The 22,418-nt window shown below is 61.5% G+C and carries 24 protein-coding genes; 12 read left to right on the top strand and 12 right to left on the bottom strand.

What is annotated here, in order from left to right; all coding sequences use genetic code 11:
- On the bottom strand, window positions 1-245 hold a 245-nt coding region (locus HHL24_RS22050; RefSeq protein ID WP_169485134.1), incomplete at its 3' end, for a helix-turn-helix domain-containing protein.
- A gap of 185 nt (window positions 246-430) precedes the next feature.
- On the opposite strand from HHL24_RS22050, the gene HHL24_RS22045 reads away from it, so the two are divergent.
- The 3 genes from HHL24_RS22045 to wrbA all read left to right on the top strand — a co-directional run bounded on the left by HHL24_RS22045 (window position 431) and on the right by wrbA (window position 2,693).
- Window positions 431-1,066, top strand: coding sequence for a carbonic anhydrase (locus HHL24_RS22045; RefSeq protein ID WP_169487516.1), 636 nt, complete (start codon window positions 431-433; stop codon window positions 1,064-1,066).
- A gap of 237 nt (window positions 1,067-1,303) precedes the next feature.
- Window positions 1,304-1,987 carry a type 1 glutamine amidotransferase domain-containing protein gene (locus HHL24_RS22040; RefSeq protein ID WP_169487515.1) on the top strand — a complete coding sequence of 228 codons (684 nt, stop codon included), beginning with the start codon at window positions 1,304-1,306 and terminating at the stop codon, window positions 1,985-1,987.
- Window positions 1,988-2,072: 85 nt separating this feature from the next.
- A complete protein-coding gene (gene wrbA / locus HHL24_RS22035) occupies window positions 2,073-2,693 on the top strand; it encodes an NAD(P)H:quinone oxidoreductase (protein ID WP_169487514.1) in 621 nt (206 codons plus the stop codon).
- Here the strand turns inward: wrbA and HHL24_RS22030 are convergent.
- A complete protein-coding gene (locus HHL24_RS22030; protein ID WP_169487513.1) occupies window positions 2,663-2,824 on the bottom strand; it encodes a hypothetical protein in 162 nt (53 codons plus the stop codon). The genes wrbA and HHL24_RS22030 overlap by 31 nt on opposite strands.
- Before the next feature lie 274 nt (window positions 2,825-3,098).
- Here HHL24_RS22030 and HHL24_RS22025 point away from each other — a divergent pair, with 274 nt between their 5' ends.
- A complete protein-coding gene (locus tag HHL24_RS22025; RefSeq protein ID WP_169487512.1) occupies window positions 3,099-4,214 on the top strand; it encodes an alkene reductase in 1,116 nt (371 codons plus the stop codon).
- 97 nt (window positions 4,215-4,311) lie between these two features.
- Here the strand turns inward: HHL24_RS22025 and HHL24_RS22020 are convergent, their stop codons facing one another.
- Entirely contained in the window at window positions 4,312-4,893 is a 582-nt protein-coding gene (locus HHL24_RS22020; RefSeq protein WP_169487511.1) for an alpha-ketoglutarate-dependent dioxygenase AlkB family protein, read from the bottom strand.
- Window positions 4,894-5,015: 122 nt separating this feature from the next.
- Between HHL24_RS22020 and HHL24_RS22015 the strand changes: the two genes are divergently transcribed.
- The 3 genes from HHL24_RS22015 (at window position 5,016) to HHL24_RS22005 (ending at window position 7,761) form a co-directional block, all read left to right on the top strand.
- On the top strand, window positions 5,016-5,375 hold the full coding sequence (locus HHL24_RS22015) for a BON domain-containing protein (RefSeq protein ID WP_230417531.1): 360 nt from the start codon (window positions 5,016-5,018) through the stop codon (window positions 5,373-5,375).
- 174 nt (window positions 5,376-5,549) lie between these two features.
- Window positions 5,550-6,449 (top strand): DMT family transporter, encoded by a 900-nt coding sequence (locus HHL24_RS22010; RefSeq protein WP_169487510.1) that lies wholly within the window; start codon window positions 5,550-5,552, stop codon window positions 6,447-6,449.
- Window positions 6,450-6,777: 328 nt separating this feature from the next.
- A complete protein-coding gene (locus HHL24_RS22005; protein WP_169487509.1) occupies window positions 6,778-7,761 on the top strand; it encodes a DUF4148 domain-containing protein in 984 nt (327 codons plus the stop codon).
- 18 nt (window positions 7,762-7,779) lie between these two features.
- Here the strand turns inward: HHL24_RS22005 and surE are convergent, their stop codons facing one another.
- From surE to HHL24_RS21990, 3 genes are all read right to left on the bottom strand, one after another.
- Window positions 7,780-8,559, bottom strand: a complete 780-nt coding sequence (gene surE / locus HHL24_RS22000) for a 5'/3'-nucleotidase SurE (protein ID WP_169487508.1) — start codon at window positions 8,557-8,559, stop codon at window positions 7,780-7,782.
- Between the two features lie 163 nt (window positions 8,560-8,722).
- Window positions 8,723-9,463, bottom strand: coding sequence for an LrgB family protein (locus HHL24_RS21995; RefSeq protein ID WP_169487507.1), 741 nt, complete (start codon window positions 9,461-9,463; stop codon window positions 8,723-8,725).
- A complete protein-coding gene (locus tag HHL24_RS21990) occupies window positions 9,460-9,831 on the bottom strand; it encodes a CidA/LrgA family protein (protein WP_169487506.1) in 372 nt (123 codons plus the stop codon). Before HHL24_RS21990 ends, HHL24_RS21995 begins: the two co-directional genes overlap by 4 nt.
- A 167-nt stretch (window positions 9,832-9,998) precedes the next feature.
- On the opposite strand from HHL24_RS21990, the gene HHL24_RS21985 reads away from it, so the two are divergent.
- Complete coding sequence (locus HHL24_RS21985) at window positions 9,999-11,153, top strand: epoxide hydrolase family protein (protein WP_169487505.1); 1,155 nt, start codon at window positions 9,999-10,001, stop codon at window positions 11,151-11,153.
- 102 nt (window positions 11,154-11,255) lie between these two features.
- Here the strand turns inward: HHL24_RS21985 and HHL24_RS21980 are convergent, their stop codons facing one another.
- Both HHL24_RS21980 and HHL24_RS21975 read right to left on the bottom strand, forming a co-directional pair.
- Complete coding sequence (locus HHL24_RS21980; RefSeq protein ID WP_169487504.1) at window positions 11,256-12,272, bottom strand: porin; 1,017 nt, start codon at window positions 12,270-12,272, stop codon at window positions 11,256-11,258.
- A gap of 123 nt (window positions 12,273-12,395) precedes the next feature.
- Window positions 12,396-13,841, bottom strand: a complete 1,446-nt coding sequence (locus HHL24_RS21975) for a purine-cytosine permease family protein (RefSeq protein WP_169487503.1) — start codon at window positions 13,839-13,841, stop codon at window positions 12,396-12,398.
- A 462-nt stretch (window positions 13,842-14,303) separates the two neighbouring features.
- On the opposite strand from HHL24_RS21975, the gene HHL24_RS21970 reads away from it, so the two are divergent.
- Window positions 14,304-15,659, top strand: a complete 1,356-nt coding sequence (locus HHL24_RS21970) for a sigma-54 dependent transcriptional regulator (RefSeq protein WP_329606720.1) — start codon at window positions 14,304-14,306, stop codon at window positions 15,657-15,659.
- 382 nt (window positions 15,660-16,041) lie between these two features.
- Window positions 16,042-17,016 carry a hypothetical protein gene (locus HHL24_RS21965; RefSeq protein WP_169487501.1) on the top strand — a complete coding sequence of 325 codons (975 nt, stop codon included), beginning with the start codon at window positions 16,042-16,044 and terminating at the stop codon, window positions 17,014-17,016.
- A 105-nt stretch (window positions 17,017-17,121) separates the two neighbouring features.
- Here the strand turns inward: HHL24_RS21965 and HHL24_RS21960 are convergent, their stop codons facing one another.
- Both HHL24_RS21960 and HHL24_RS21955 read right to left on the bottom strand, forming a co-directional pair.
- Window positions 17,122-18,207, bottom strand: a complete 1,086-nt coding sequence (locus HHL24_RS21960; RefSeq protein ID WP_169487500.1) for a TIGR03118 family protein — start codon at window positions 18,205-18,207, stop codon at window positions 17,122-17,124.
- 181 nt (window positions 18,208-18,388) lie between these two features.
- Window positions 18,389-19,156 carry a YkgJ family cysteine cluster protein gene (locus tag HHL24_RS21955; protein WP_169487499.1) on the bottom strand — a complete coding sequence of 256 codons (768 nt, stop codon included), beginning with the start codon at window positions 19,154-19,156 and terminating at the stop codon, window positions 18,389-18,391.
- Between the two features lie 273 nt (window positions 19,157-19,429).
- On the opposite strand from HHL24_RS21955, the gene HHL24_RS21950 reads away from it, so the two are divergent.
- Both HHL24_RS21950 and HHL24_RS21945 read left to right on the top strand, forming a co-directional pair.
- Window positions 19,430-20,053: an HAD family hydrolase gene (locus HHL24_RS21950; protein ID WP_169487498.1), complete on the top strand. Its 624-nt coding sequence runs from the start codon at window positions 19,430-19,432 to the stop codon at window positions 20,051-20,053.
- Window positions 20,054-20,182: 129 nt separating this feature from the next.
- Entirely contained in the window at window positions 20,183-20,635 is a 453-nt protein-coding gene (locus HHL24_RS21945) for an SRPBCC family protein (RefSeq protein ID WP_169487497.1), read from the top strand.
- A 107-nt stretch (window positions 20,636-20,742) separates the two neighbouring features.
- Here HHL24_RS21945 and HHL24_RS21940 read toward each other — a convergent pair whose 3' ends face one another.
- Window positions 20,743-21,489, bottom strand: coding sequence for an SDR family NAD(P)-dependent oxidoreductase (locus HHL24_RS21940; RefSeq protein WP_169487496.1), 747 nt, complete (start codon window positions 21,487-21,489; stop codon window positions 20,743-20,745).
- A 170-nt stretch (window positions 21,490-21,659) separates the two neighbouring features.
- Window positions 21,660-22,394 carry a hypothetical protein gene (locus tag HHL24_RS21935; RefSeq protein WP_169487530.1) on the bottom strand — a complete coding sequence of 245 codons (735 nt, stop codon included), beginning with the start codon at window positions 22,392-22,394 and terminating at the stop codon, window positions 21,660-21,662.
- Window positions 22,395-22,418: the final 24 nt, after the last annotated feature.

Below are 22,418 nucleotides of genomic sequence, written 5' to 3'. Positions count from 1 at the left end.
GTCTGCCGACACGACAACGCCTGTGTCTGCATGAACCGCAGCACCTTCAGCTTGAACCGGGCGTCATAGTGACTGTATTTCTTCCTGAACGCATCTTTGCCGTGCAAGCGCCAGGCCGCCACCCATTTGCGCACCGTGCCGTGGTCAATGCAGTGTCGGCGGGCCACCTCCCTACCACCACCACCTCTGCCAGACAGATAGTCTTCGACAACCGATTGCTTGAACCGCGCGCTGTACCTGCTCATGAAAAAACACCCCAAATCGTTGGACGGGTGTCCAACTTTTGGGGTGCAGTTCAGTAACAGCCGGGGTTTTTTTGTCTTCGGAGTGGGTGTCGCGGCTGCGGTATAGTCACGCCAACCATCGCAGCCCCCCTTGAACCTTTGCCGCAGCCTTGGCAGGCTGAGGCTTTGATCATCCGGAGAATATCGTGCAGGAAATCATAGAAGGATTCATCCGCTTTCAACGCGAAGTCTTTCCGCAGCAGAGCGCATTGTTCAAACGTTTGTCGACTGCACAAAGCCCGAGCGCGCTTTTCGTGACCTGCTCGGACAGCCGTGTCGTTCCCGAGTTACTGACACAGGTGGAGCCCGGCTCTCTGTTCGTGATCCGCAACGCGGGCAACATCGTGCCGTCATATGGCCCAGAGCCGGGCGGCGTATCGGCCACGGTCGAATACGCGGTGGCAGTACTGGGCGTGCGGGATATCGTGATTTGCGGTCACTCCAATTGCGGGGCGATGACGGCGATCTGCACGTGCAAGAACCTCGACCATCTGCCGGCGGTAGCAGGCTGGCTCCGTCATGCCGATGCGGCGAAAGCGATCAACGCGTCGCGAACTTACGCGTCAGATGCCGAGCGTCTCGACGCCCTGGTCAAAGATAACGTGATGGCTCAACTCGCGAACATTCGTACTCATCCGTCGGTGGCCGTGGGTCTCACGAACAAAACACTGCGACTGCACGGCTGGATTTTCAACATTGAAAGCGGCGCGATGCTCGCACTCGATGGACGCACAGGGCAGTTTTTGTCATTGGTGGACAACCCTGACATTTATGTTGTCTGACGCGGCGTTTTGATGTGACAGGCGCGGCCGTTCGCGAATCACGCCGGTCGCGCGCCACTGCTAGCCGCCGACGCGCTGCGGTGGCTGTTGGCTGGCCGCCGCGAAAGGCGCGCGTGGCAAAACTGGAAAACATCTTCTGCGCTCCGGATAGCCGCCTATACTGCCAGAACGCCCGAAGTCGACGACTCTACTGTACGGCTTGGTGCAACGCGAATTGAACTTGCTCGCGAGGTTTCCATGAAGATTCTGGTGGTGCTGACTTCACATGACCAGCTCGGCAATACAGGCCGGAAAACCGGTTTCTGGCTCGAAGAGTTTGCCGCTCCGTATTACGTGTTCAAGGAGGCTGGCGTCGAGATGACGCTCGCTTCGCCCAAAGGTGGCCAGCCGCCGCTCGACCCGAAGAGCGACGATCCCGACGCGCAGACCGACGCGACCCGGCGATTCAGGAAGGATACAGACGCGCAAGCCGCGTTGGCGAATACCGCGAAACTTTCCACCGTGGCGGCTGCGGACTATGATGCCGTGTTCTATCCTGGCGGCCATGGGCCCCTCTGGGATCTCGCCGAAGACCCGCATTCAATTGCCCTGATCGAAGCGATCTATGCCGCGGGCAAGCCCGTCGGCGCGGTATGTCATGCGCCCGGTGTGCTACGCCATACGAAGTCGGCGGATGAAGCGCCGCTCGTGCGCGATAAACCGGTTACCGGTTTTGCCAATTCCGAGGAGGCCGCAGTCGGTCTTACCGAGGTGGTGCCTTTCCTCGTCGAAGACATGCTGAAGAAGAACGGCGCCAGGTATTCGAAGGGGCCGGATTGGCAGTCCCATGTCGTGGTCGCGGGCAATCTGATCACGGGGCAGAATCCTGCGTCGTCGGAAGCAGCAGCCAAAGCGTTGCTCGCGAAACTCGGCGTGACGTGAGAGGCCGCTGAAATGAAAATGCGATGTGAAGGTGAGACGACGTAACGGTGACATAGGCGTGACCTGACGAACCAGGAGGGCGGCAATGGCAACCAGAATTCAGGTGGTGTTCTACAGCATGTACGGGCACATTTATCGAATGGCCGAGGCTGTGGCGGACGGTGCACGCGAGGTGGCCGATACGGACGTCTCACTTTATCAGGTGGCGGAACTGGTGCCCGACGAGGTACTGGAGAAGAGCGGCGCCAAAGCGGCGCGCGCGGCGTTTGCGCACGTGCCAGTGGCAACGGTCGAACAACTAGGCAACGCGGACGCCATTATCTTCGGCACGCCCACACGCTTTGGCAACATGTGCGCGCAGATGCGCAACTTCCTCGATCAGACCGGCGGTTTATGGATGAGCGGCGGCCTGATCGGCAAGCTCGGCAGCGTGTTCTCCAGCACCGCGAGCCAGCATGGCGGGCAGGAGACCACCATCACGAGCTTTCATACCACGCTGCTGCATCAGGGCATGGTGATCGTTGGCGTGCCGTATTCCGAGACGCGTCTGCTCAACATGGACGAAATCACGGGCGGCACGCCGTATGGCGCGACCACGCTCACGAAGGCCGACGGATCTCGCTATCCAAGCGAGAACGAACTGGCCATTGCGCGCTTCCAGGGGCGGCACGTCGCTCAGATCGCTGCGAAACTCGCGGCAAAATAGCCCGGCTTGCCATATAGCCGGCAGGTCCAGTCCGGCGCCGACTGGACCTGTTTCATCGCCGCCAGCCGGGTCTCACTCGCGGCAAGCTGCGGCACGACACCGGCTATCACTGATGGGCGAAGCTCGATCATTAGAGTAGTCGCCTGCGTGCTGTCTTGCTTCGCGCCGCTCGCGACCGGCAAATCGGCGAGCCACTCCTGCCCGGTTTGCTCGGGCGTGTGTGCTTTCGCCGATCGGATCGCCGCGCTGACGTATGAACCAGTAGACGCAGCCGAGCGCCACGAACGAGGCAGCTAGCGCCGCCATCTATTGAGTCTGGCCGCTCGATGCTCGCGCCACTTGCAACCAGCGCTACAGAACATCTAGCGGCTTTTCGATGCGTTGTATCTTTTTCTAGGGAACGCTATGTCTTCCGACTCCGCGCACATCGATAGTTACCTGTTCGAACCGGTCAAGCTCGGGCCGCTGCAGTTGCCCAATCGCATCGTGATGGCGCCGCTGACGCGCAGTCGCGCGAAGGAGGCCGATGTGCCGAGCGAACTGGCTGTCGAGTATTACGCGCAACGTGCGACGGCTGGTCTCATCATCGCCGAGGCGACGCAGATTTCGCCGCAAGGCAAGGGCTATGTGTTCACGCCCGGTATTTATGACGATGCTCAAGTGCAGGCGTGGCAACGCATTACCGATGCCGTGCACGCGAAGGGCGGCCGTATCTACCTGCAGTTGTGGCACGTGGGCCGCATTTCTCATCCGTCGTTGCAGCCGGGTAATGCGCTGCCGGTGGCGCCTTCGGCGATCAAACCAGAAGGCCAGGCCTATACCGACGACGGCTTCGTGCCGCTCGTCACACCGCGCGCACTTGAAACCTCGGAAATGGCGGGCATCGTCGAGCAATATCGTGTGGCCGCGCAAAACGCGAAGGCCGCCGGCTTCGATGGCGTGGAAATCCACGCGGCAAACGGCTACCTGCTCGACCAGTTCCTGCGCGACAAGACCAATCAACGAACCGATCAATATGGCGGCTCGATCGAAAATCGCGCGCGCCTGTTGCTGGAAGTGGCCGATGCCGTAACAGACGTCTGGGGCGGTGAGCGCGTCGGCGTGCGTATTTCTCCGCTCAGCAGCTTCGGCGATATCGACGACAGCAATCCCGAACCCCTTTTCACCTATGTGGTGAAGCAACTCAATGCCCACAAGCTCGTCTACCTGCATGTCATCGAAGGCGACACGGGCGGCACGCGTGAAGTAGCGGGCGGCTTCGATCTGCAGGTGTTGCGCCAGGCATTCGATGGATTGTTCATGGCGAACAACGGCTACGACATGGAACTCGCACAGAAGACGCTCAAGGCAAAACGGGCAGATCTGATCGCGTTCGGCAGGCCTTTCATTTCGAATCCCGATCTGGTCGAGCGACTCAGGGTCGGCGCACCGCTGAACGAGCCGGATAGGGACACGATGTATGGCGGCGGCGCGGAAGGCTACATCGATTACCCGACGATGCAAGAAGACGCGAAGCGCTGAGTGGGTTGGGCTTCGTTACGCAGCGAATGGCGTTGATCGTGAAGCGGACTTGGAAGCGAACTTAAAACCAGCTTCAGAAGCTAACTCAGAAGCTGACTCAAGCGGCATAGCAGCGAAACGCAAGGCTGATACGCGGCTCGGTTACACCGGCCACCTTGGGAATGCCGTGTTCATGCGTGAACTGCGAGGTGTAGCTCATCACGATGCAACTGCCGGGCTCCAACTCAACATGCACGATCCGGCCGGACCCCGCTTTCGGCCGGATCGACATGCGACGGGTCGCGCCAAGCGAGACGATGGCAATTGGCTGGGACGGTACCAATTTTTCTGTCTTGTCGCCGTGGAGCGCGACGCTGTCGTTGCCGTCGCGATAGAGATTGAGGCCGACGCGATTGAACGGCACGCCGAGCAGCGAGCGGACCGCTTCAAATGCTTCGCCCAGCGGCGCAGGCAGATCTTCAGATTCGCGGGAAAAGGTGGCGAGCAGGCGGGGCACCGCGACCTCCCGGTCGTACATCATCCGCCGCTGACTGAGCCAGCCGATGTTTTGAATTGCCTGGTCGAACCACTGTTGCGCTGCGAGTGCCGGAATCGACTCGGGCAAATAGTGGATCCCGCCTTGCTCGTCATTGACGAGGGACACCGGCTCGGGGGCAAACAGGCCTTGCTGGGACACCATGATTCAAACCTTGGGGAGCGATAGCCCGGACACGAAACAAAGGGCCGTCTATGCAGACACATTATACTGTGTTTTTATACAGTATTCTGGGTCGTGCCTCAAGTTTCCACCGGACCAAAACCATGAACCGCAAACGAGTACGTGTTCTGATGGCGACCGTCTGCATAACGACGGCGTTTTCGGCTTGCGTGCAAACAGACGGGGAGATGTCGAAGGCCGATGCAACACGGGCAATGACAAGCGGCAAAGCCGCGTCGCCGTCTGACAGCAGTTTGTCGATGGCAGTCCGGCAAGCGCTCGATAAGGCCCCAGGCTTCAATGTGTCGGGCGTGTTCGTGCGCGCACGCGACGGCGCAGTGATCTTGAGCGGTACGGTGCACAGCGCCGATCAGATCCGGCAAGCGGAGCAAATCGCCCGAACCGTGCCGGGTGTGCTTGTCGTGGTGAACAAGCTCACGCTGTGGCACGGCGGCAACGGCTGACCCCGCGCTTTGCAGCGGATACTCGCTGGCGCTGCGCGCATAACGCTTTTGGCTTTGCGCGCGGGTTGCACCCAGCCGAGGCGCCGCAGGCATAATCCGTTTTCCGATTACGCCACCCTTTCACCGGGGTGAAATCAAAGCGGCGCGCTGCTTCGCGCGCTCCCAGGAAAACGTATGCCGCCCATCACTGCAGTCCGGAATGCAGCCGTGCCGCTGCGCAGCGTCGCGCTGATTCTCGTTTCGATGTTCTGCTTTGCGCTCGTCGACGCCCTGGCGAAATCCGTAGCGCTCGCCTATCCGGCCAATGAAGTGACGTTCTTCCGGATGGTGTTCGGCTTGTTGCCTGCCGTGGCAGTCTGCCTGCGCGGCAAACCGCTCATCGAGCGTCTCAGGCATATGGATGTGCGCGGCCAGACCTTGCGCGCGCTGACGTTGCTCGGCGCCTCGGGACTGTTCTTTGCAGGGCTGCCCTATGTGCCGCTCAGCGAAGCGGTGGCGATCGTGTACTCGGAGACCTTGCTGGTCATCATTCTTGCACCGCTCCTTCTGAAGGAAACGCTCAAGCCGCGCGATGCGCTTGCCGCCGCGGTCGGTTTTGTCGGCGTACTTTTCGTGGTGCGCCCGGACGGTTCGCATTCGAGTTGGGTTGGTCCCGTCCTGCTGATTTCGAGCGCGTTTTTCGGCGCGTTATCGATCATTCAGATCAAGCGGATTCGCGCCACCGACGATTCGGGCACCACGGTGCTGTATTTCACGGTGATCGGTACGATCGTCACCGTGGCATCGCTATTCTTCGCGTGGCGCACGCCTTCGATCCAGGCCCTCGCGGTGATGGCGTTGCTCGGCGGATTCGCTACGGCCGGGCAGTTGCTGATGACGATGGCATTTCGACAGGCCGATGCCGGTGCGCTCGCGCCGTATAACTACACCAGCATTGTGTGGGCTGCGTTATTCGGCTACATCGTTTGGGACGAGACGATCGGCAGCATGTCGCTGCTCGGTATTGCGTTGATTGTCGGAAGCTCGATTGCGGTTGCTGTGCGCGGCAAACAGACTGAGGGGCCGCTCGTGTAGGCGCGCGATGCATTCGCCGAATTAAAACGCGAAATTCAAACCCGCTTTTTATTGCTTCGCAGTTCAAACAATCGTCCTAGGAAAGCCTGGCCAGCAAGCTGGCTTTTTCGGACAACACGCCTATGCAAACGGACGGATCGGCGTTTGGGGGGCTATAAATAGTAGATAGCACGCATCCAGCTGGCACTCTTATTCGTACGTGACTGTACCGGCCCGAACTCGCGGTCGTTGCGGCGGCATCGATTGAATCGCTGCGAACCCTCTGATGAATTCGAGCACGTTTGCGATATCGCAAACGCGCGTGTCCACGATTTGAGAGGGAGACGTCATGGTTAGCGAACCCAGGAAGATCGTTCTCACAAGCGTTTTTGTGGGCGCGGTTGCGATCGCGGCTTATATTTCGCAGGCGGGAAAAAGCTGGCTGTCTACGGACGAACTCGGCTTTGAGCGCGACACTGCGTCGGCTCATTACACACGCGGCGACATGGTGACCGGTTCGGTGAGTACCGGACCGGTCGTTGCACGCGGCGATTCAGCTGCGGCCATTGCCGGGAACCTTCAGGCGGCGCGCAACAGTCTGCAGCGCAACGATCTTGTCGCCGCGCAAGCGCAACTGGACGCAGTACAGTCAGCACATCGGAACGACGATCAGGTTCTTGCGCTGCAAAGAGAAGTAGAGGCGCGCGCGGGGCAGGCGCAGCACGCGCTCGGCGCTGTGCATGTGGAGAAGCCGACGCAGCCAGGGGCGAAATCGGCACGATCTTCGTCGCCGTCTTCCGGGAAAACCGGCCGCTCTCATGAAAGCCACTTGGCGACACGCGAACACTCGAACCGTGCGTCCTCCAGTTACGCGAAGACCCGGCATGCTCCCGAAGCTGCAGTAGCCGCTGTTAGCGCGGGTAGCCTGTCGAGCGGCCAAGCGAGTGGCGGTGGCGCACCTGATGTTGCGAGTTCGCCATCCTCTGTTCCGGCTGAGATGAAGGTACTCTCCAACGTAATCAACGCGCCTGCTGCGTCACAGCCGATACAGCCGATACAACTGACACAGCCGACACAGCCGACACAGCCGACTTCAGCGCCGCCCGGCCCGCAAGCCCAATTATCCCCGCAAGCTATACCCGTGCCATCGGCACCTCAGCTCGCGCCCGCTGCCGGCACGCTGTTGAAATCGGAGGGCGGGCCGACAACACGCGCACACGTGCGCGCGGAAATCGCCCGCGCCCGCGCCGATGGCAGTCTTCCCGCGTTCGGCAATCCGGACCCGGCTGGACCGGGTGGCGCACCGAGTCGGACCGGCGCGCTGGGTCAGTGAAGCTGCGCAGACCGCGGGTTAGCGCAACGCCTCCGCGAGCCGCGCAAAAGTGGGCTCGTCCGTGCGATCGAACGCAAGCGGCGTAACCGACACGCGTCCCGACGCCACCAAGGCGGTTTCGCTATCGGGGTCGTTCGCGCGCGTGCCGCGTTGAAATCGCAACCAGTGATAGGCGATACCGCGCGGATCGACTTGCGGCAGCACCTCGATATCTTCGACGAGTCCGACGCCTTGTTTGCTCGGCGTGAGCGGACCGGCAGACGCCGCGTCGACGTCGGGGAAATTGATGTTCAGGCAGGTGGGCATATCGTGCTCGATCGCGAGCAATTGACGAATCACGCCTGGCGCGAGTGCGCGCGCGGTATCCCAGCGTACCTTGTTGCGGTCGCTGAAAGTCTGGCTCAACGCGAATGACGGCAGCCCAAGCAACAAGCCTGTCATCGCGGCGCCGACCGTGCCCGAGAACATCGTCTCCACACCGAGATTGCCGCCGCGATTAACGCCGGAAAGAATCAGCGTAGGCGGCGCCTCGCGCATCAGATGCCGCACGCCCATCACGACGCAATCGCCCGGCGTGCCCACCACGCCAAAACGCCGCTCGCCCTGGCGGCTGACCCGCAGTGGCGAATGCAGGCTGATCGAATGCGATGTGCCGCTCTGATCGTGCTCAGGCGCGACCACCCACACTTCGTGTGCGAGCTCGGCGGCCACCGCTTCGAGCACAGCGAGGCCGGGCGCGTCGATACCGTCGTCGTTCGTCAACAGGACCCGCGGCACTTTGGATTCATTGGCAGACATCGCAGCAAGCTCCTCTCGATGAGTAAGGTAAGGGAAGTCTCATTATCCGGCTATTGCGAAGGGTGCGTTGCGAAGCGGGCAGCGCAAGCGGTCCACCAGCAACACGGGTGGCCACAGCAACGTTCAGCAAGCGAGCGGCATTCTGAACGGCAACCGTTGGCTCTCAAATCGAAAACCAGCGCGCCGCGAGCGGCATCAGCACCGGCACGACGAACGCCGTGAATATCCCGTTCAGGCCCATGCCGAGGCCGGCGAATGCGCCCATTTCCTCGCTGACCTGGAAAGCCCGCGCCGTGCCGATGCCATGCGACGCAATCCCGAGTGCGAAGCCGCGCACCTCCGGTTCGACGATACGCAGCGCGTTCAGAATGAAACGCGCGACAACGGCGCCGAACACACCGGTGGATATCACGAGCACCGCGGTCAGCGACGGAATGCCGCCGATCTCGGAGGCCACCGCCATCGCAATCGGCGTGGTCGCCGATTTAGGTGCCAGCGACGCGATAGTCTGATGCGAAGCGCCGAACAGCGCCGCCACGCCGACCGCCGAGACGATGGCCGTCAACGACCCGGCAACGAGACCGCCGATCAGCGGCAGGGCGGACCGACGCAGTTTGGGCCACTGCCGGTAGAGCGGCAGCGCTAGCGCGACCGTCGCCGGCCCGAGCAGAAAGTGGACAAATTGCGCGCCCTCGAAGTACGTGGCGTACGGCGTGTGCGTGATTTCGAGCAGCGCGACCAGCAGCGCCACGGCGATCAGCACCGGATTGGCGAGCGAATTGAAGCGTGCCTTCGCGTAGATGGACTGGGCGATCAGATAGGCGAGCAGCGTGATGGTCAGGCCGAGCAAGGGGCTCGCGGCAAGATAGACCCAGATGGCGCCGAGCTTCGGAATGGCGGTCATTGCGCGGCCTCCGAGGTGGCCGGATCCCGGCGTTGCCGCCGCATCAACGCTCGCGTAACGAGCGCGGCGACCGCGATCGCCAGCGTCGTGCTGACCGCAATGGAGACGATTACCGCCACCGCATCGCCGCGAATCCGGCTGGCCGACACCATGATGCCGACGCCTGCCGGAACGAAGAGCAAGGACAGATGGCGCAGCAATTCGAGCGCAGTCGGCTCGATCGCGTCGGCGGCCTGCGGGCGCAGCATGATGAAACCGAACAACAGCAGCATGCCGATCACCGGGCCTGGCACCGGCAGATGGAACACATATGACACGCCTTCTCCAAGGCATTGAAACGTGAGTAGAGCCGCGAGCGCTGCAATCATGGTGGTCTCCGGAACGCCAAACGGGAAGTGCGCTCATTGTGTACCATGCAGATTGCTTCGTGCGCTCCGGGCCCGCTTTGTATCTTCGCTCCCGCAGAATTGCCGTGACCAGCGTTGCCGAATCGGAAGCGCCCGTTATCCCCACACCCTGTGCCGGATGAACTGACATGCAGATAGAGCCGTTTCAGATTGCCGTGCCGGACGCTGAAATAGACGAGCTTCGCCAGCGTATTCGCGCGACACGTTGGGCGCCGGCGACGCCGTCGCCCGCCTGGCAGCAAGGCGCCGATTCCGCCTGGCTGCACGAACTCGCGCAGTACTGGGCCGAGCGTTTCGATTGGCGCGAGGCCGAGCGCAGGTTGAATCTGCAACCGCAATTTCTCGCCGAGGTCGAGGGTCAGCGCGTGCACTTCGTGCATCGGCGCGGCGTCGGGCCGGCATCTTATCCGCTTGTGGTCACGCATGGCTGGCCGGGATCGTTTTTCGAGTTCCACGCACTGCTCGACCGCTTATGTGACCCGGCCGCATTCGGCTGCGATCCGGCCGATGCGTTCGATGTTGTCGTTCCATCGCTGCCCGGCTTCGCGTTCTCGCAGGCTTCCTTGGAGCCTGGTACCTCAGCGTTTCAGGTGGCGGATTTGTGGGCTTCGCTGATGCGAGGCCTCGGTTATGAACGCTTTGGTGCGCAAGGCGGCGATCTGGGCGCGGGTGTCTCGATCGCACTCGCGGCACGGCATCACCCGGTGGTCGACGGCATTCATCTCAACTTCCTGCCGAGCTCATACGAGCCCGCAAGCGGCGCCGCGCAGACGCCGCTCACGCCCGCAGAGGAAACCTATCTGCGGGAGAAGAACGAATGGGCCGCGCTCGAAGGCGGCTATGCCCATATGCACAGTACGAAACCGCAGACCGTGGCGGCGTCGCTGAACGATTCGCCGGTGGGGCTCGCTGCGTGGATCGGCGAGAAGTTTCGCGCATGGAGCGATTGTGACGGCGACATCGAGCGGGTGTTTTCGAAAGACGAGTTGCTCACCAACATTTCGCTTTACTGGTACACGCAGAGTATTGGAACGGCGATGCAGATGTATTGGGAAAACCGGCTGCAGCCGATGCGTTTCGCCGAGGGGCAACGCGTCGTGCCGCCGGTGGGATTCGCCCATTTTCCAAAGGAGATCAATCATCCGCCGCGCACGTGGCTCGAACGGACCTTCAACGTCGTGCAATGGACCGACATGCCGAGCGGTGGCCATTTTGCTGCGATGGAAAAACCTGATTTGCTCGCTGCCGAGATTCGCAAGTTTTTCAGGAAGTTGAGGCGCTAGGCGCGTCGACTCCAGAGTGCCGGCGCACGAGGCGCCGGCTCGATATCGATATCGATGCCGATGCGCCTCCTGCTCCGCATTTATGCTTGCCGCAAGCGCCTGTTAGAACCGATGCACCACGCCGACCTGTAGGCCGCGCGCATCCGCGCCCGGGTAGGCCAACGGCAGGCCCGCGTTCGCGGCCCCGGCCAATGTGTATTCGGCCTGGTTACGATTGCGCAGGAATGAGAGCGCGCCATACACGTTGGTGCGCTTCGAAACGTCGTATTCGACCATCAGGCCGAGTTGATCCGCGTTATTGTTCTGCGAGGTCCTGTCGCGCAGAATCGCATAGCCTAGCGACACGTAGCTCACCGGGTTTAACTGATATTTCGCAGATAAACCATACACGCGCGTGTCGATGCCGATATCGTCCCACTTCGAATCGGAATAGCCGCCGTACACCGTTGCACTGCCGATGGTGTACGACGCGCCCGCGAGAATTGAATGATCGGTCGTGGTATCGCCCGCATTCTTGAGCCATTGTCCCGCGACGAACGCCGCAAAGGGACCGTGCTCGTAGGTCACATCGAACTGATAGCTCGAACCGGCGGAGCGAAAACCGCCGGCATCGCCCAAGCCAATGTACGCGCCCGCCTGAAAGCCGCCGAACTCCGGCGTCATGTACGAGATCGTGTTGCTGGTGCGAAATGCGAAGGTGGTCAGGTTATCCATGCCGGATGCCTGAGTGACACCGGCGAACGCGTCCTGTCCGCTTTGGTCGATGAATACCGGCGAGTTCTGCCGGCCGACTCGCACCTGTCCCCACGCACCCGACACGCCGATCCACGCTTGCCGGTTGAACATCGTATTGGCTTGCGCGAGCGAGCCGTCGGTCGGATTGAAGCCGTTTTCCAGCACGAACCTGATCTGATTGCCGCCGCCGATATCCTCGCTGCCCTTCAGGCCGATCCGGCTTGCCCATTGGCCACTCGAACCGAGTGCCGCGGTGTAGCCGTTGCCCGTGTTGACGTATTGGGCGAATTCGTCGACGAGCCCGTACAGGGTGACACCATCCTGTGCGAATGCGCATTGCGAGAGGAGTGCGAGCGAGCCGACACATGCCGCCTTGATGACCATGCTGGATTGTCCTTGTTTTGATTGGCGATAGACATGCGTACGCCGTCGCGTTCGCACGAAGTGCGAGCGCGGCAGCGCAACGGTGAATTCAGGGATGCGCGGCGCGGAATGCGCCGCGCCGGTTTACTTCGAGACCAGCTCGGCAGCGCGCGCGGTCTCGGCAGGCAGGATCAGATGGCTGGGCGCGTGGTGCGCGGTGCGGCGTGCTGCGACGAAATACAGCACGGCAGGCACGATCAGCCCGACGATCCAGGATATGTCGGTGCCATCGAGCATATCGACGAACGGGCCGGTATAAAACGCGCTGGAAATAAACGGCAGTTGGACAAGCACGCCAACCACATAGACGAGGATGCCGGTCACGTTCCAACGGCCGTAGCGGCCATTCGGATCGTAGAGCGCCGGGACGTCGTAGCGATCGCGGGTGATGAAGTAGTAGTCGACGAGATTGATCGCGCTCCAGGGCGTAAAGAAGGCCAGCAGGAACAGGATGAACGACGAGAACTCCTTCAGGAAAGCGTGGCGTCCGGCCAGCGCAAGCCACATCGCGAGACCGACCATGCCCAGGATGTAGAAGAGCCTGCTGCGCTGCGACAAGCTCCGGTCGCCGCGAAAGCCGCTGATCACGGTGGCGATCGACATCACGCTGCCGTACGCGTTCAGCGTGGTGATGGTGATCTTGCCGAAGGCGATCGCGATGTAGAGCAGCGCGGCGATCGTGCCCGTCGCGCCCAAGCCGACCACGAACGACACCTCATGGCCCGAGAACTGTTTGCCGGCGAGCGCGGCGGCGAACACGCCGAACACCATCGAGACCTGCGCGCCGATCACCGCGCCGAGCGCGATGGCCCAGAACGTTTTGCGCGGTGACGTAGAACGAGGCAGATAGCGCGAATAGTCGGCCACGTAGGGGCCAAACGCGATCTGCCACGAAGCCGACAGCGACATGGACAGCAGGAAGCTGCTGAGCGTGAAGTGACGATTCGCGAGCAGCGCCGAGATATCGTGGCCGATCAGCAGTTGCGCAAACATGTAGACGAATGCAAGCACGCCGACCACGCTGGCGATCCGTCCCACCACGTGAATCACGCGATAACCGATCACCGTGAAGATCACGATGACCGCGGTGAACACGACGATCCCGACTGCGTCGTTCACGTTCAGCAGTTGCGCGACGGCCTGACCCGCCAGTACCGAACCGCTTGCGGAGAAGCCCACATACATGAGACATACCAGCACGATCGGAATCACCGCGCCGTACACGCCGAACTGCACACGGCTCGAGATCATTTGCGGCAGGCCGAGTTGCGGACCTTGCGCGCCGTGCAGCGCCATCACGCCACCGCCGATGATCTGGCCGATCAGCAAGCCGATCAGCGACCAGAACACGTCGCCACCCAGCACCACGGCGAGCGCCCCGGTGACGATGGCGGTTATTTGCAGATTGGCGGCGAGCCATAGCGTGAACTGACTGAAGAGGCCGCCGTGCCGTTCGTTGTCGGGAATGTAGTCGATGGTGCGACGCTCGGCGATCACGCGAGGGCGCGCGCCGCCATGGGATGCAGACATGGAAATCCTCTTACCGTGGCGCGCGTGATTCGCGTGGCGCCAACACTGGACAATCGACCGGGCGAAGCCTCCCGGGTCTCCCGATCGCCGACGCCGGACGGCGGCTAGCGATCAGGAGAGACTTTATGCGATTCAAAATGTCTAGACAAGTTAACTTTCTGATCGTTTACCCGAGATGTCATGTCGTTTCATATTTGGTCGATAACGCTTACTAATCTTACGGTTTAGGCGTGGCCGTCGTCTCTGCGGCGATCTCCATCAGATCGCTTCAATAGAATTTTTGCGGTCAATTTGACTAGACAACATGGTCGATAGCCACGCCAGATTCAAATATCAAATTTGGTCAGGGCTGACCGCGGCGGTCCTGCAGCCACGTATGATCGAGGGATGTTAAAGCGCCCGGACCTGAACGCAATGCGTCTCAGCGCAGGCTCTGCGGGAAAACAAAAAACAATGCAGAAAATTAAGGCCATTACGCGGCGCGTCATCTACTTCACGCACGATCCTTCCCCGGATCTATTGGCGAGTTTTGAGGAACGCGATTGGGCGGTTGAAGTCATCGGCTCCGTTCATGACGTACGGCGAGCCATGGATGACGGCTCGCTGGCGGCCGGCCTGGTCGATCTGTCGAGCGTGTTCGACTCCCGTGACATTGCTCCGCTGGAAGCCTGCCTGGCGATGCCGAACGTCGGCTGGGTGGCGATGATCGCGGAGCCGGAGCTTAATGACGCCTCCTTACGCCGGCTGGTGCGCGACTACTGCTTCGATTACGTGACGCTCCCCGCTGCGAACGCCCGGATTGCCGATACGGTAGGGCATGCCTGCGGCATGATCTCGCTCGTCGAGCCCGTATACGTCGATACGTCCACGGCAGAGGGCGAGATGATCGGCACCTGCGATGCCATGCTCGCGTTATTCCTCTCGATCCGCAAAGTCGCGACAAACGACGCACCCGTTTTCATCTCCGGTGAATCCGGTACGGGCAAGGAGCTGACAGCCGCGGCGATTCACGCGCACTCGCCGCGTCGTGACGCGCCGTTCGTCGCCATCAACTGCGGTGCGATTCCGCCGAATCTGTTGCAGTCAGAGTTGTTCGGCTACGAGCGCGGTGCGTTCACGGGCGCGGGTCAACGCAGAATAGGGCGCGTCGAAGCCGCTCACGGCGGCACCGTTTTTCTCGATGAAATCGGCGATCTGCCGTTCGAGAGTCAGGCGAGCCTGTTGCGCTTCCTACAGGAAAGCACCATCGACCGCCTGGGCGGCAACGGTTCGATCAAGGTCGACGTGCGCATCATTTCCGCCACCCACGTCGATATGGAGGCCGCGATCGAAGACGGGCGTTTCCGCGCGGACCTGTATCACCGCTTGTGCGTACTGAGAATCGACGAGCCGCCGCTTCGCGCGCGCGGCAAGGACATCGAACTGCTCGCGCTACACACGCTGGATCGTTACAGGAAGGATGCGAGCCGCCGGCTGTACGGTTTTTCCCCGGACGCGATTGCAGCGATGCATCAATACGATTGGCCCGGCAATGTGCGGGAACTGATCAACCGGGTTCGTCGCGCCATTGTGATGTCGGAAGGGCGAACGATCAGCGCGGACGACCTTGAACTCTCCGAGCACGTCTCGGCAGTGCGCGTGACCCTCGCCCAGGCACGCGAGACAGCGGAGCGGCAGGCCATCGAACTCGCGCTGCTGCGCCATCGCGGGCGGCTTGGCGACGCCGCGCGCGAGCTCAGCATTTCACGCACGACGCTGTACCGTTTGCTCGGCTCGTACGGTATGCGAGACGGAGAAGGCAGCGGTGCTGAAAGTTGACGCGAAAATCGCGCGCAGCAGTCAGGTAACTTGTTCACTCAAATGTTAAAACGCCGGATAGCGTCGCGTATTTTCGACCGGCCGAAAGCCGATTGACGGGACCCGCGTTGCGTCTTGCTGAATTTTGGCGGAAAGGCAATGCACGGACGTGAAACGATAGCTCATACCTGATACCTGCGCCCCGGTTCATCCGACTCCATCGCCGCAGATCAGCTCACCCGACTCGAGCGTGACGCCCCGAAGGTGCGCGCCGCGGCACGACGGCCGCGCGCCTCGCGCGGGCTTTTGCCTTACCCCACGAAAGGACACGCGGATCAATCCGCGAACGATCACGGCAGCGCTGGAAAAAGCGAACCGTCTCTCACGCCTGGTGAGGAGCAACGTGAATCTTTTTCCTTGCACGCTGGTTTATGTGGATGTCGACGCGAGCCCGGGTCCCAACTCGAGGAATCGCGATCCGCTATCGTACGTGAGTCAGGCGATCTGCCTGAATAACAGCTTGCGGCAAGTTGGCATGCCGAGGCTGACCATCATGACCAACGCACCGGCGCTGGTCGCGCAACGGCTCGAAAGCATGGCGCCGGAGCGCCGGCCGGCGCTGATGACGTTGAAGGCGACGATCGAGTTGCCGAAGAATACGTCGTTCTACGCCGCGCATTTCAAGCTGGATCTGATGGACCAGATGGCCGATTCGCTGCCCGCCGACACGATGCTGTTGCTCCTCGACGCCGACATGGTCGCGTTGCTTCCGCTTGCGCCGGATCTGATCGAGCGCTGCGCTGAAGCAGGGCTCGGCGCATTCGATATTTCGGATCAGGTATTTCCGCCGTACGGCAGTGAACGTGTTGTCGCGGATCTGGAAATCGTGGCGGATCGGCGGCTCAGAAATCCGCGCTGGTATGGCGGCGAGTTTCTGCTGGCGACGCCCGCTGCATTACGCCGGCTGGTACCGTGCGCTCGCGCCAGTTACGCGCGCTATATCGCCGAAATCGAGCGCCTGCGACATCACGGCGACGAAGCGTTCATTTCGGCGGCACTCAATGTGCTGGCCGACGAAGGCCAGGGCTTGATCGAGGTGGGCGCCTATCAGGCAGTCGGCCGTCATTGGCCCGGCAATAATTATCGCGACGTGCGCTGGTTTCGCTGCTGTTCGTTCGTCCATTTACCAGGCGGCAAGGCGTTGCTGGAAAAAGAGGCGCGTTTCGCCGACTTTGTGCCGGACCGTTTCTGGCGCCATATGCGCGTGGCGCATTTGCGCGGCCGCGTGCGCCACGCGTTGAAACGCATCGCCCGCTTGCTGAGTGTGGAACGTCTCGTCACGCTGTCTGCTTGCGCCTTGCGCAGCGCGAAGAGTTAGCCGATCATGCCGCGGCTCATGGCAAGTGCTAAACCGCGCGGCGTGGCGGCACAGCGCGAGCGTGCGTTCGCCGCTTCGCCGCCAACGCACGCCGTGCCGTGCTGTTCACATTTTCACGTCGATGCGCCCATAGACCCCGTCTGCTTCATCATTAGGCCCCGCAGCAAAAAACAGCGTGTTGACGGGCTGATTATCGAGCCCGTTGCCGAACGCGATACCCCAAAGCCCGTGTTGCACGAACGTGGTTCCGTTTGACAGGTTGACGGTGCCGAGGGATTGCCCGCTTGCCGGATCAAAAGCATTGATCGTGCCGTCGCCGAAATTGCCGATCAGTACGTCGCCGCTGAAGCGGCCGAAGTTGCCCGGCGCCTGTGCAACGCCCCACGGCGCGTTCAGCGGACCGGCCGACGCGAAGCGCTGCAGTAGATTGCCTGCCGTATCGAATACGTCGACGAAACCAAGCCCTGGACCGTCGAGATTGTCATGCGCGACTGCGTCCTGTTTGGCGTAGGTCACGAAAAGCTTTGCGCCGATTACCTGAATGCCGAACGGCGCAAAGCCTGTCGGCAGCGAAGCGTCCTGAAACTTGCTGGGCATCGCGACCTTCGCGAAGTTCTTGTCGAACACGTCGATCTTGTTGTTGTGGAAGTCGGTGGCATAGAGAAAGTTCGCCGTGCCATTGCTGGCGAGGGCGAGCCCCTTGTAGACAGCGCCACCACTCCCGCTGTCGAACATAACGATCGCGGATGTGGGCGCGACTGCCGGCGCCCAGGCGGTGATCGTGCCACCTTCACCGGAAAAGATAAACGCGCCCACTCCGGTCTTGCCACCCTGAGTGACCGTGAAATCCGTCGTACCGTTGAACACGATGCCAGTCGGATTCGCCGGGCCACTGATTCCATTCGGAATGCTGACGATCAAGGATTGCGGCACGCCGTTGCCATCGTAGAGCGTGGCGACAGAAGTCCCGTTATCGGCGACCCAGACGAAGCCTTTTGGATTGAACGCGATGCCCCATGCGTTTTTCAGATTCGGGTCGGTGTGTGGCGCGGAGACTGCGCCATCGGAGACCAGCGTGGTAGCAGTGAACGATTGCGCGCCGATCGACCCCGAACCTCCCCCGCACGCGACGAGACCCATCAACGCCACGCTGCCCGCCACAGCGCTCAATACCTTAAGCACAGACTTCATGACCGCACCTCTCTCATGACCGATGGTCGTTGCGGTTATTGAACGTGCTGGGTGGCGGGTTTATTCCTTTGGCGGTTGAACAATTTGATTTGATCTGAGGCGACTCCCCGCTGTCCGCCGATCAGATCAATGGGCGGCAGCGGCGCCTAACTGTGGGCGAGAAGGCGCCGGTCGTTTTGCTCTACGAGGGCGGGAAAAAGCCGTGATACCGGGAATTGCCGCCAGTCGCGGTCTCAGCGAGGTGACCGGCGGCGCCCACTGATAGGAGCGTTTCAACTGTTCCCGTGCGATTCGAAACGAATGTCCACTGTGAGGCGGTTTCTTGCGATTCAGACGTGGCGTGAATCCGGCGCAGGGCGGTCAACAGCGCTTCGCTATCCGGCGAAACCATGACAAAGCCTTCATTCGCGAGCGCAGCATCGTTCAGTCCCAACTCGAGGCATACCTGCATGCGCAGCGGCGCCTCGAGCTGATTCGCGCGACGCATCTGCTCGACCAGTTCGACGGTCGTCGCATCAACAAGGATTCCCTGCCTTTGCAGCGGTTTGTTCTGCCACGCGTCAGAAGGGCACGCCTTGTTTTCCGGCGCCAGTTCGACGAACGGATTGATTTCAGCCGGATAGATCCGGCACACCAGCGGTCTTTCTTCATAGATACGGCAGCGCATGTCGGCGTCCAGATTGGGACATGCTCCGCCGAATGCCGCAGCGAGAACGATCGAAATGCGCACCGGCAGGCTTCCGCTCATTGCCGGTGAAGAGCGCGCCCGTTTGTACTGAGCTTGCGCATTGCCGGGTTCGGGCTCAATGGCCCACGGTATGGCCTCACAGATGAGTTCCATCTGCCCGCCGCGCTCCAGCCAGGCGATGGCCTCGGCAATCGTCAGCGCCACGCGCAGGTCGTGGCAGCATTTGCCGCATGCAGTACATTCGAAATTAATATCATTCACACTAAATCCCTCGCCGAAAAGTTTACGCTGGCTTTAGTCGGGGCAGAGCACGAATCCTTACGGCAAATCTAATAAATTTTTTCAGTGGGCTGGCCCGGTTGCCTGAGGCTTCCGCCCGGCAGCGGTTTGCGTCCGTACGTTTGGCCTCTTTTCGTCCATCCGCGGCATCGCATCGCCGGTCAGCCGAGGCACAATAGAAACAGACAGTCATCCGCTGGCATACAGCCGGATGGGTTGTTCATTTCTAAAAGCTTTCGATGCGAGGCCGACAGCATGACTGCATCCATCAGGCTGGTCCTGTTCGACATGGAGGGCGTCCTGTCTCACTACGACCGCTCAGCGCGGGTCGATCGTCTGGCGGCAATTTCCGGGCAGACGCCTGAAGCTGTGCGTCACGCGATCTGGGGATCAGGGCTCGAAGCCCGTGCCGATGCAGGGCAGATCAGCGACGAGGACTATCTGAGCGCGCTCGGTGAACTGCTGAATTATCCGGTGAGCCGGGATGAGTGGCTGAGCGCGCGTTACGCATCGATCACGCCGAACGCGGAAGTACTCGCGCTTGCCGAACGAGTCGCGGAACGCCAACGGATCGCGGTGCTCACCAACAACTGCCGTCTGCTCACCGAACACATCGACTTTTTGAACCCGCCTGTTGCGCAACTGTTCGGTCCTCACGTCTATGCGTCCGCTGCGTTCGGCGCGGCGAAGCCGGCCGCTCAAACCTATCTTCGCTGTGTGGAGCAACTTGGTGTTCCCCCGGCCGAAACGCTCTTCGTCGACGATACGGACGCAAACGTCACGGGCGCACTCGACGCCGGCCTGCAGGGTTATCAGTTTGTCAGCGCGAAGGCGTTGTCAGCGGAACTGAAACGCTACGGACTGATCGAGCGGGCGTAAGGCCTGCGAGATGCGGCGCCCTCGAACAATCTGAGCGGCAAACAGGCGTCCGTGCGACGTCAGCCGCTATGAGCGCTTCTGGTCCGCGAGCCTCGACCGGCTTGCCGATTTTGTGGAGGGACACGAGGAATGACCCAGGAAAAGCCGAGCTTGACTATCGTACGGCGCATCAAGGCGCCGCCCGCCCGAGTTTACGCGGCGTGGACGAGGCCCGAACTGATGGCGCGCTGGTGGGGTCCCGACGCCGGGCCGGTGTTAAGCGCCGAAGCCGATCCGCGCGTGGGCGGCCGCTTTCGCGTGGTGTTCCAGACACTGGATGGCGAAACGCACGACTGCCGCGGCGAATACCTGGAAGTCGAAGCGGATCGCAAGCTCGTCTTCACGTGGGAGTGGGTCACGATGCCCGAGCGCCGCTCGCTCGTCACCATCAGGCTGCGCCCGGTCGAAGACGAAACCGAACTCAATTTCACCCACGCGCAGTTCTTCGACGAGATCGCGCGCGACGATCATCAGGCCGGCTGGAACGATGCATTCGAAAAGCTCGACGCACTCATGGCCGAACTGGAAGACGCGGGAAACTGACGCGTATCGGATCGAATTCAACGTATATCGAGGTTGGATATGCCGTGGCCCGCATCCTCCGCAATGCGGGCCACGGCACGTCTGCTGCGTCGAGCGACCCGCCGCGATTAGCCCGCAGTCTTCCCGCCGTCGACGGTCACGATTTGCCCCGTCACGAAGGAGGCCGAATCCGATGCGAGGAACACGATGGCGTGCGCCACGTCACTGGGCTTGCCGATGCGGCCGAGCGGCACGCGCGATACGAGGGCGGCCTTGTTCTCCGGCGTGCCGGTGAAGCGATCGAGCATGCCGGTGTCGGTCGGACCGGGCGCCACGGCGTTGACCCGCACGCCGGTCGAAGCCACTTCGAGCGCCGCCGACTTGGTCATGCCCTCCACCGCATGCTTGCTGCCGACGTAGACGGATGCGAAGGCGGCGCCCTCGTGGCCATACGTCGACGAAACATTCACCACGCTGCCGCTCTTTTGCGCCAGCATCACGCGCAGTTCGTGCTTCATGCTGAGCAGCGTGCCGAGCACGTTGGTGTCGAACGTTGCGGCATAACTTTCGGCGGTCTGGCTGGTGACCGCACCCGGCTGACCTTCGGTGCCGGCGTTGTTGACCGCGGCATCGAGACGGCCAAAGCGGGCGACTGTCTGGTCGACGAGGTTCGCGACTTCTTCGTCGCGGCGCACGTCTGCTTGAAAGAAGTGAGCATCCGCGCCAAGCTCGCGCAGTTCCTTTTCGAGTGCCTTGCCCTCGGCCTCGCGACGGCCGGAAACAACGAGGCGGGCGCCGGTTTCGGCGAAAGCGATAGCGGTGGCGCGGCCGATGCCTGTGAGTGCGCCGGTGATCAAAATGACGGGACTGGACATTTTCAACTCCTGGGAAGGTATGTATTTGCGGTATGGGGCGACGCGGCTCGCGTTCGGGCTGGCCGGTTGCGAGTCACGTCAAATCGTTGCCTTGAATGCAATTTAGTGGTTTGCTACCCAGAGTAAAAAGACTTTGTAGGCTGGTAGGCATGCCTGCGAGGCATGAGATCTCATGCCGAACGCGGTCGGCGCTCCAGCCAATTCCGCAACAGACCCGCCAGAAGCGCGCTAACAAGCACGGTAAGGTAAAGCGTGACGAGACTGTGACGCCACGTATCGAGCGCAAGCTGGTGCGCCAGCAGTTTCGGATCAGGTGCGGGGAGGACAGCATGCATTACCACAACAGCACGCTTCATCCGCAGAAAACCCACCGCGGATAGCAATGGCAAACCAACGAGCAGGGCAAGCAGTGCGGGTCTCGCGCGTTGCGCCGCCGGATAGTCACGCAGTCGAAACCACACGCCGAGGCAGCCATGGATCCAGCCCGGCGCGAGCAGCGCAAGCTGCAGACCCTGCGTGCCGCTCGAAATCAGCGATATGACGATCCGCTCGTAGTTCGGCTCGAAGCCATATAGCGACGCCGCCAGCCGCGTCGCTACCGCATGCCGGATCAGCAGCAGAGGCAGGCTGAGTCCGGCCCACAGCCGGATCCATTCGGCGGGCGGGAGCGCCCAGTGACGTCGCCCGTAAATCGTGCGCACCGCCAGGGCGAAATGGAGAAGGGCCGAACCGTAGAGCAGGATCGTGCCGGGCACGCTATGCCAGATCCACAGAGCGAACGTGAGTCCGCGTCCGGCAAGATCGAGCGACCAGATGCCGAGCGCGTGATTGACCAGGTGCAAAAATAGATAAATGAGCAACACCACGCCCGATCCGAGTTGCAGACGGCGCAGAACGGGCCGCAATTCCGGTCGCACATTACCCTCCCT

It is taken from the genome of Paraburkholderia polaris, assembly GCF_012927345.1.
In the GTDB taxonomy this organism is placed as follows: Bacteria; Pseudomonadota; Gammaproteobacteria; order Burkholderiales; family Burkholderiaceae; genus Paraburkholderia; species Paraburkholderia polaris.
This window is presented reverse-complemented; position numbering and strand designations above follow the sequence as displayed.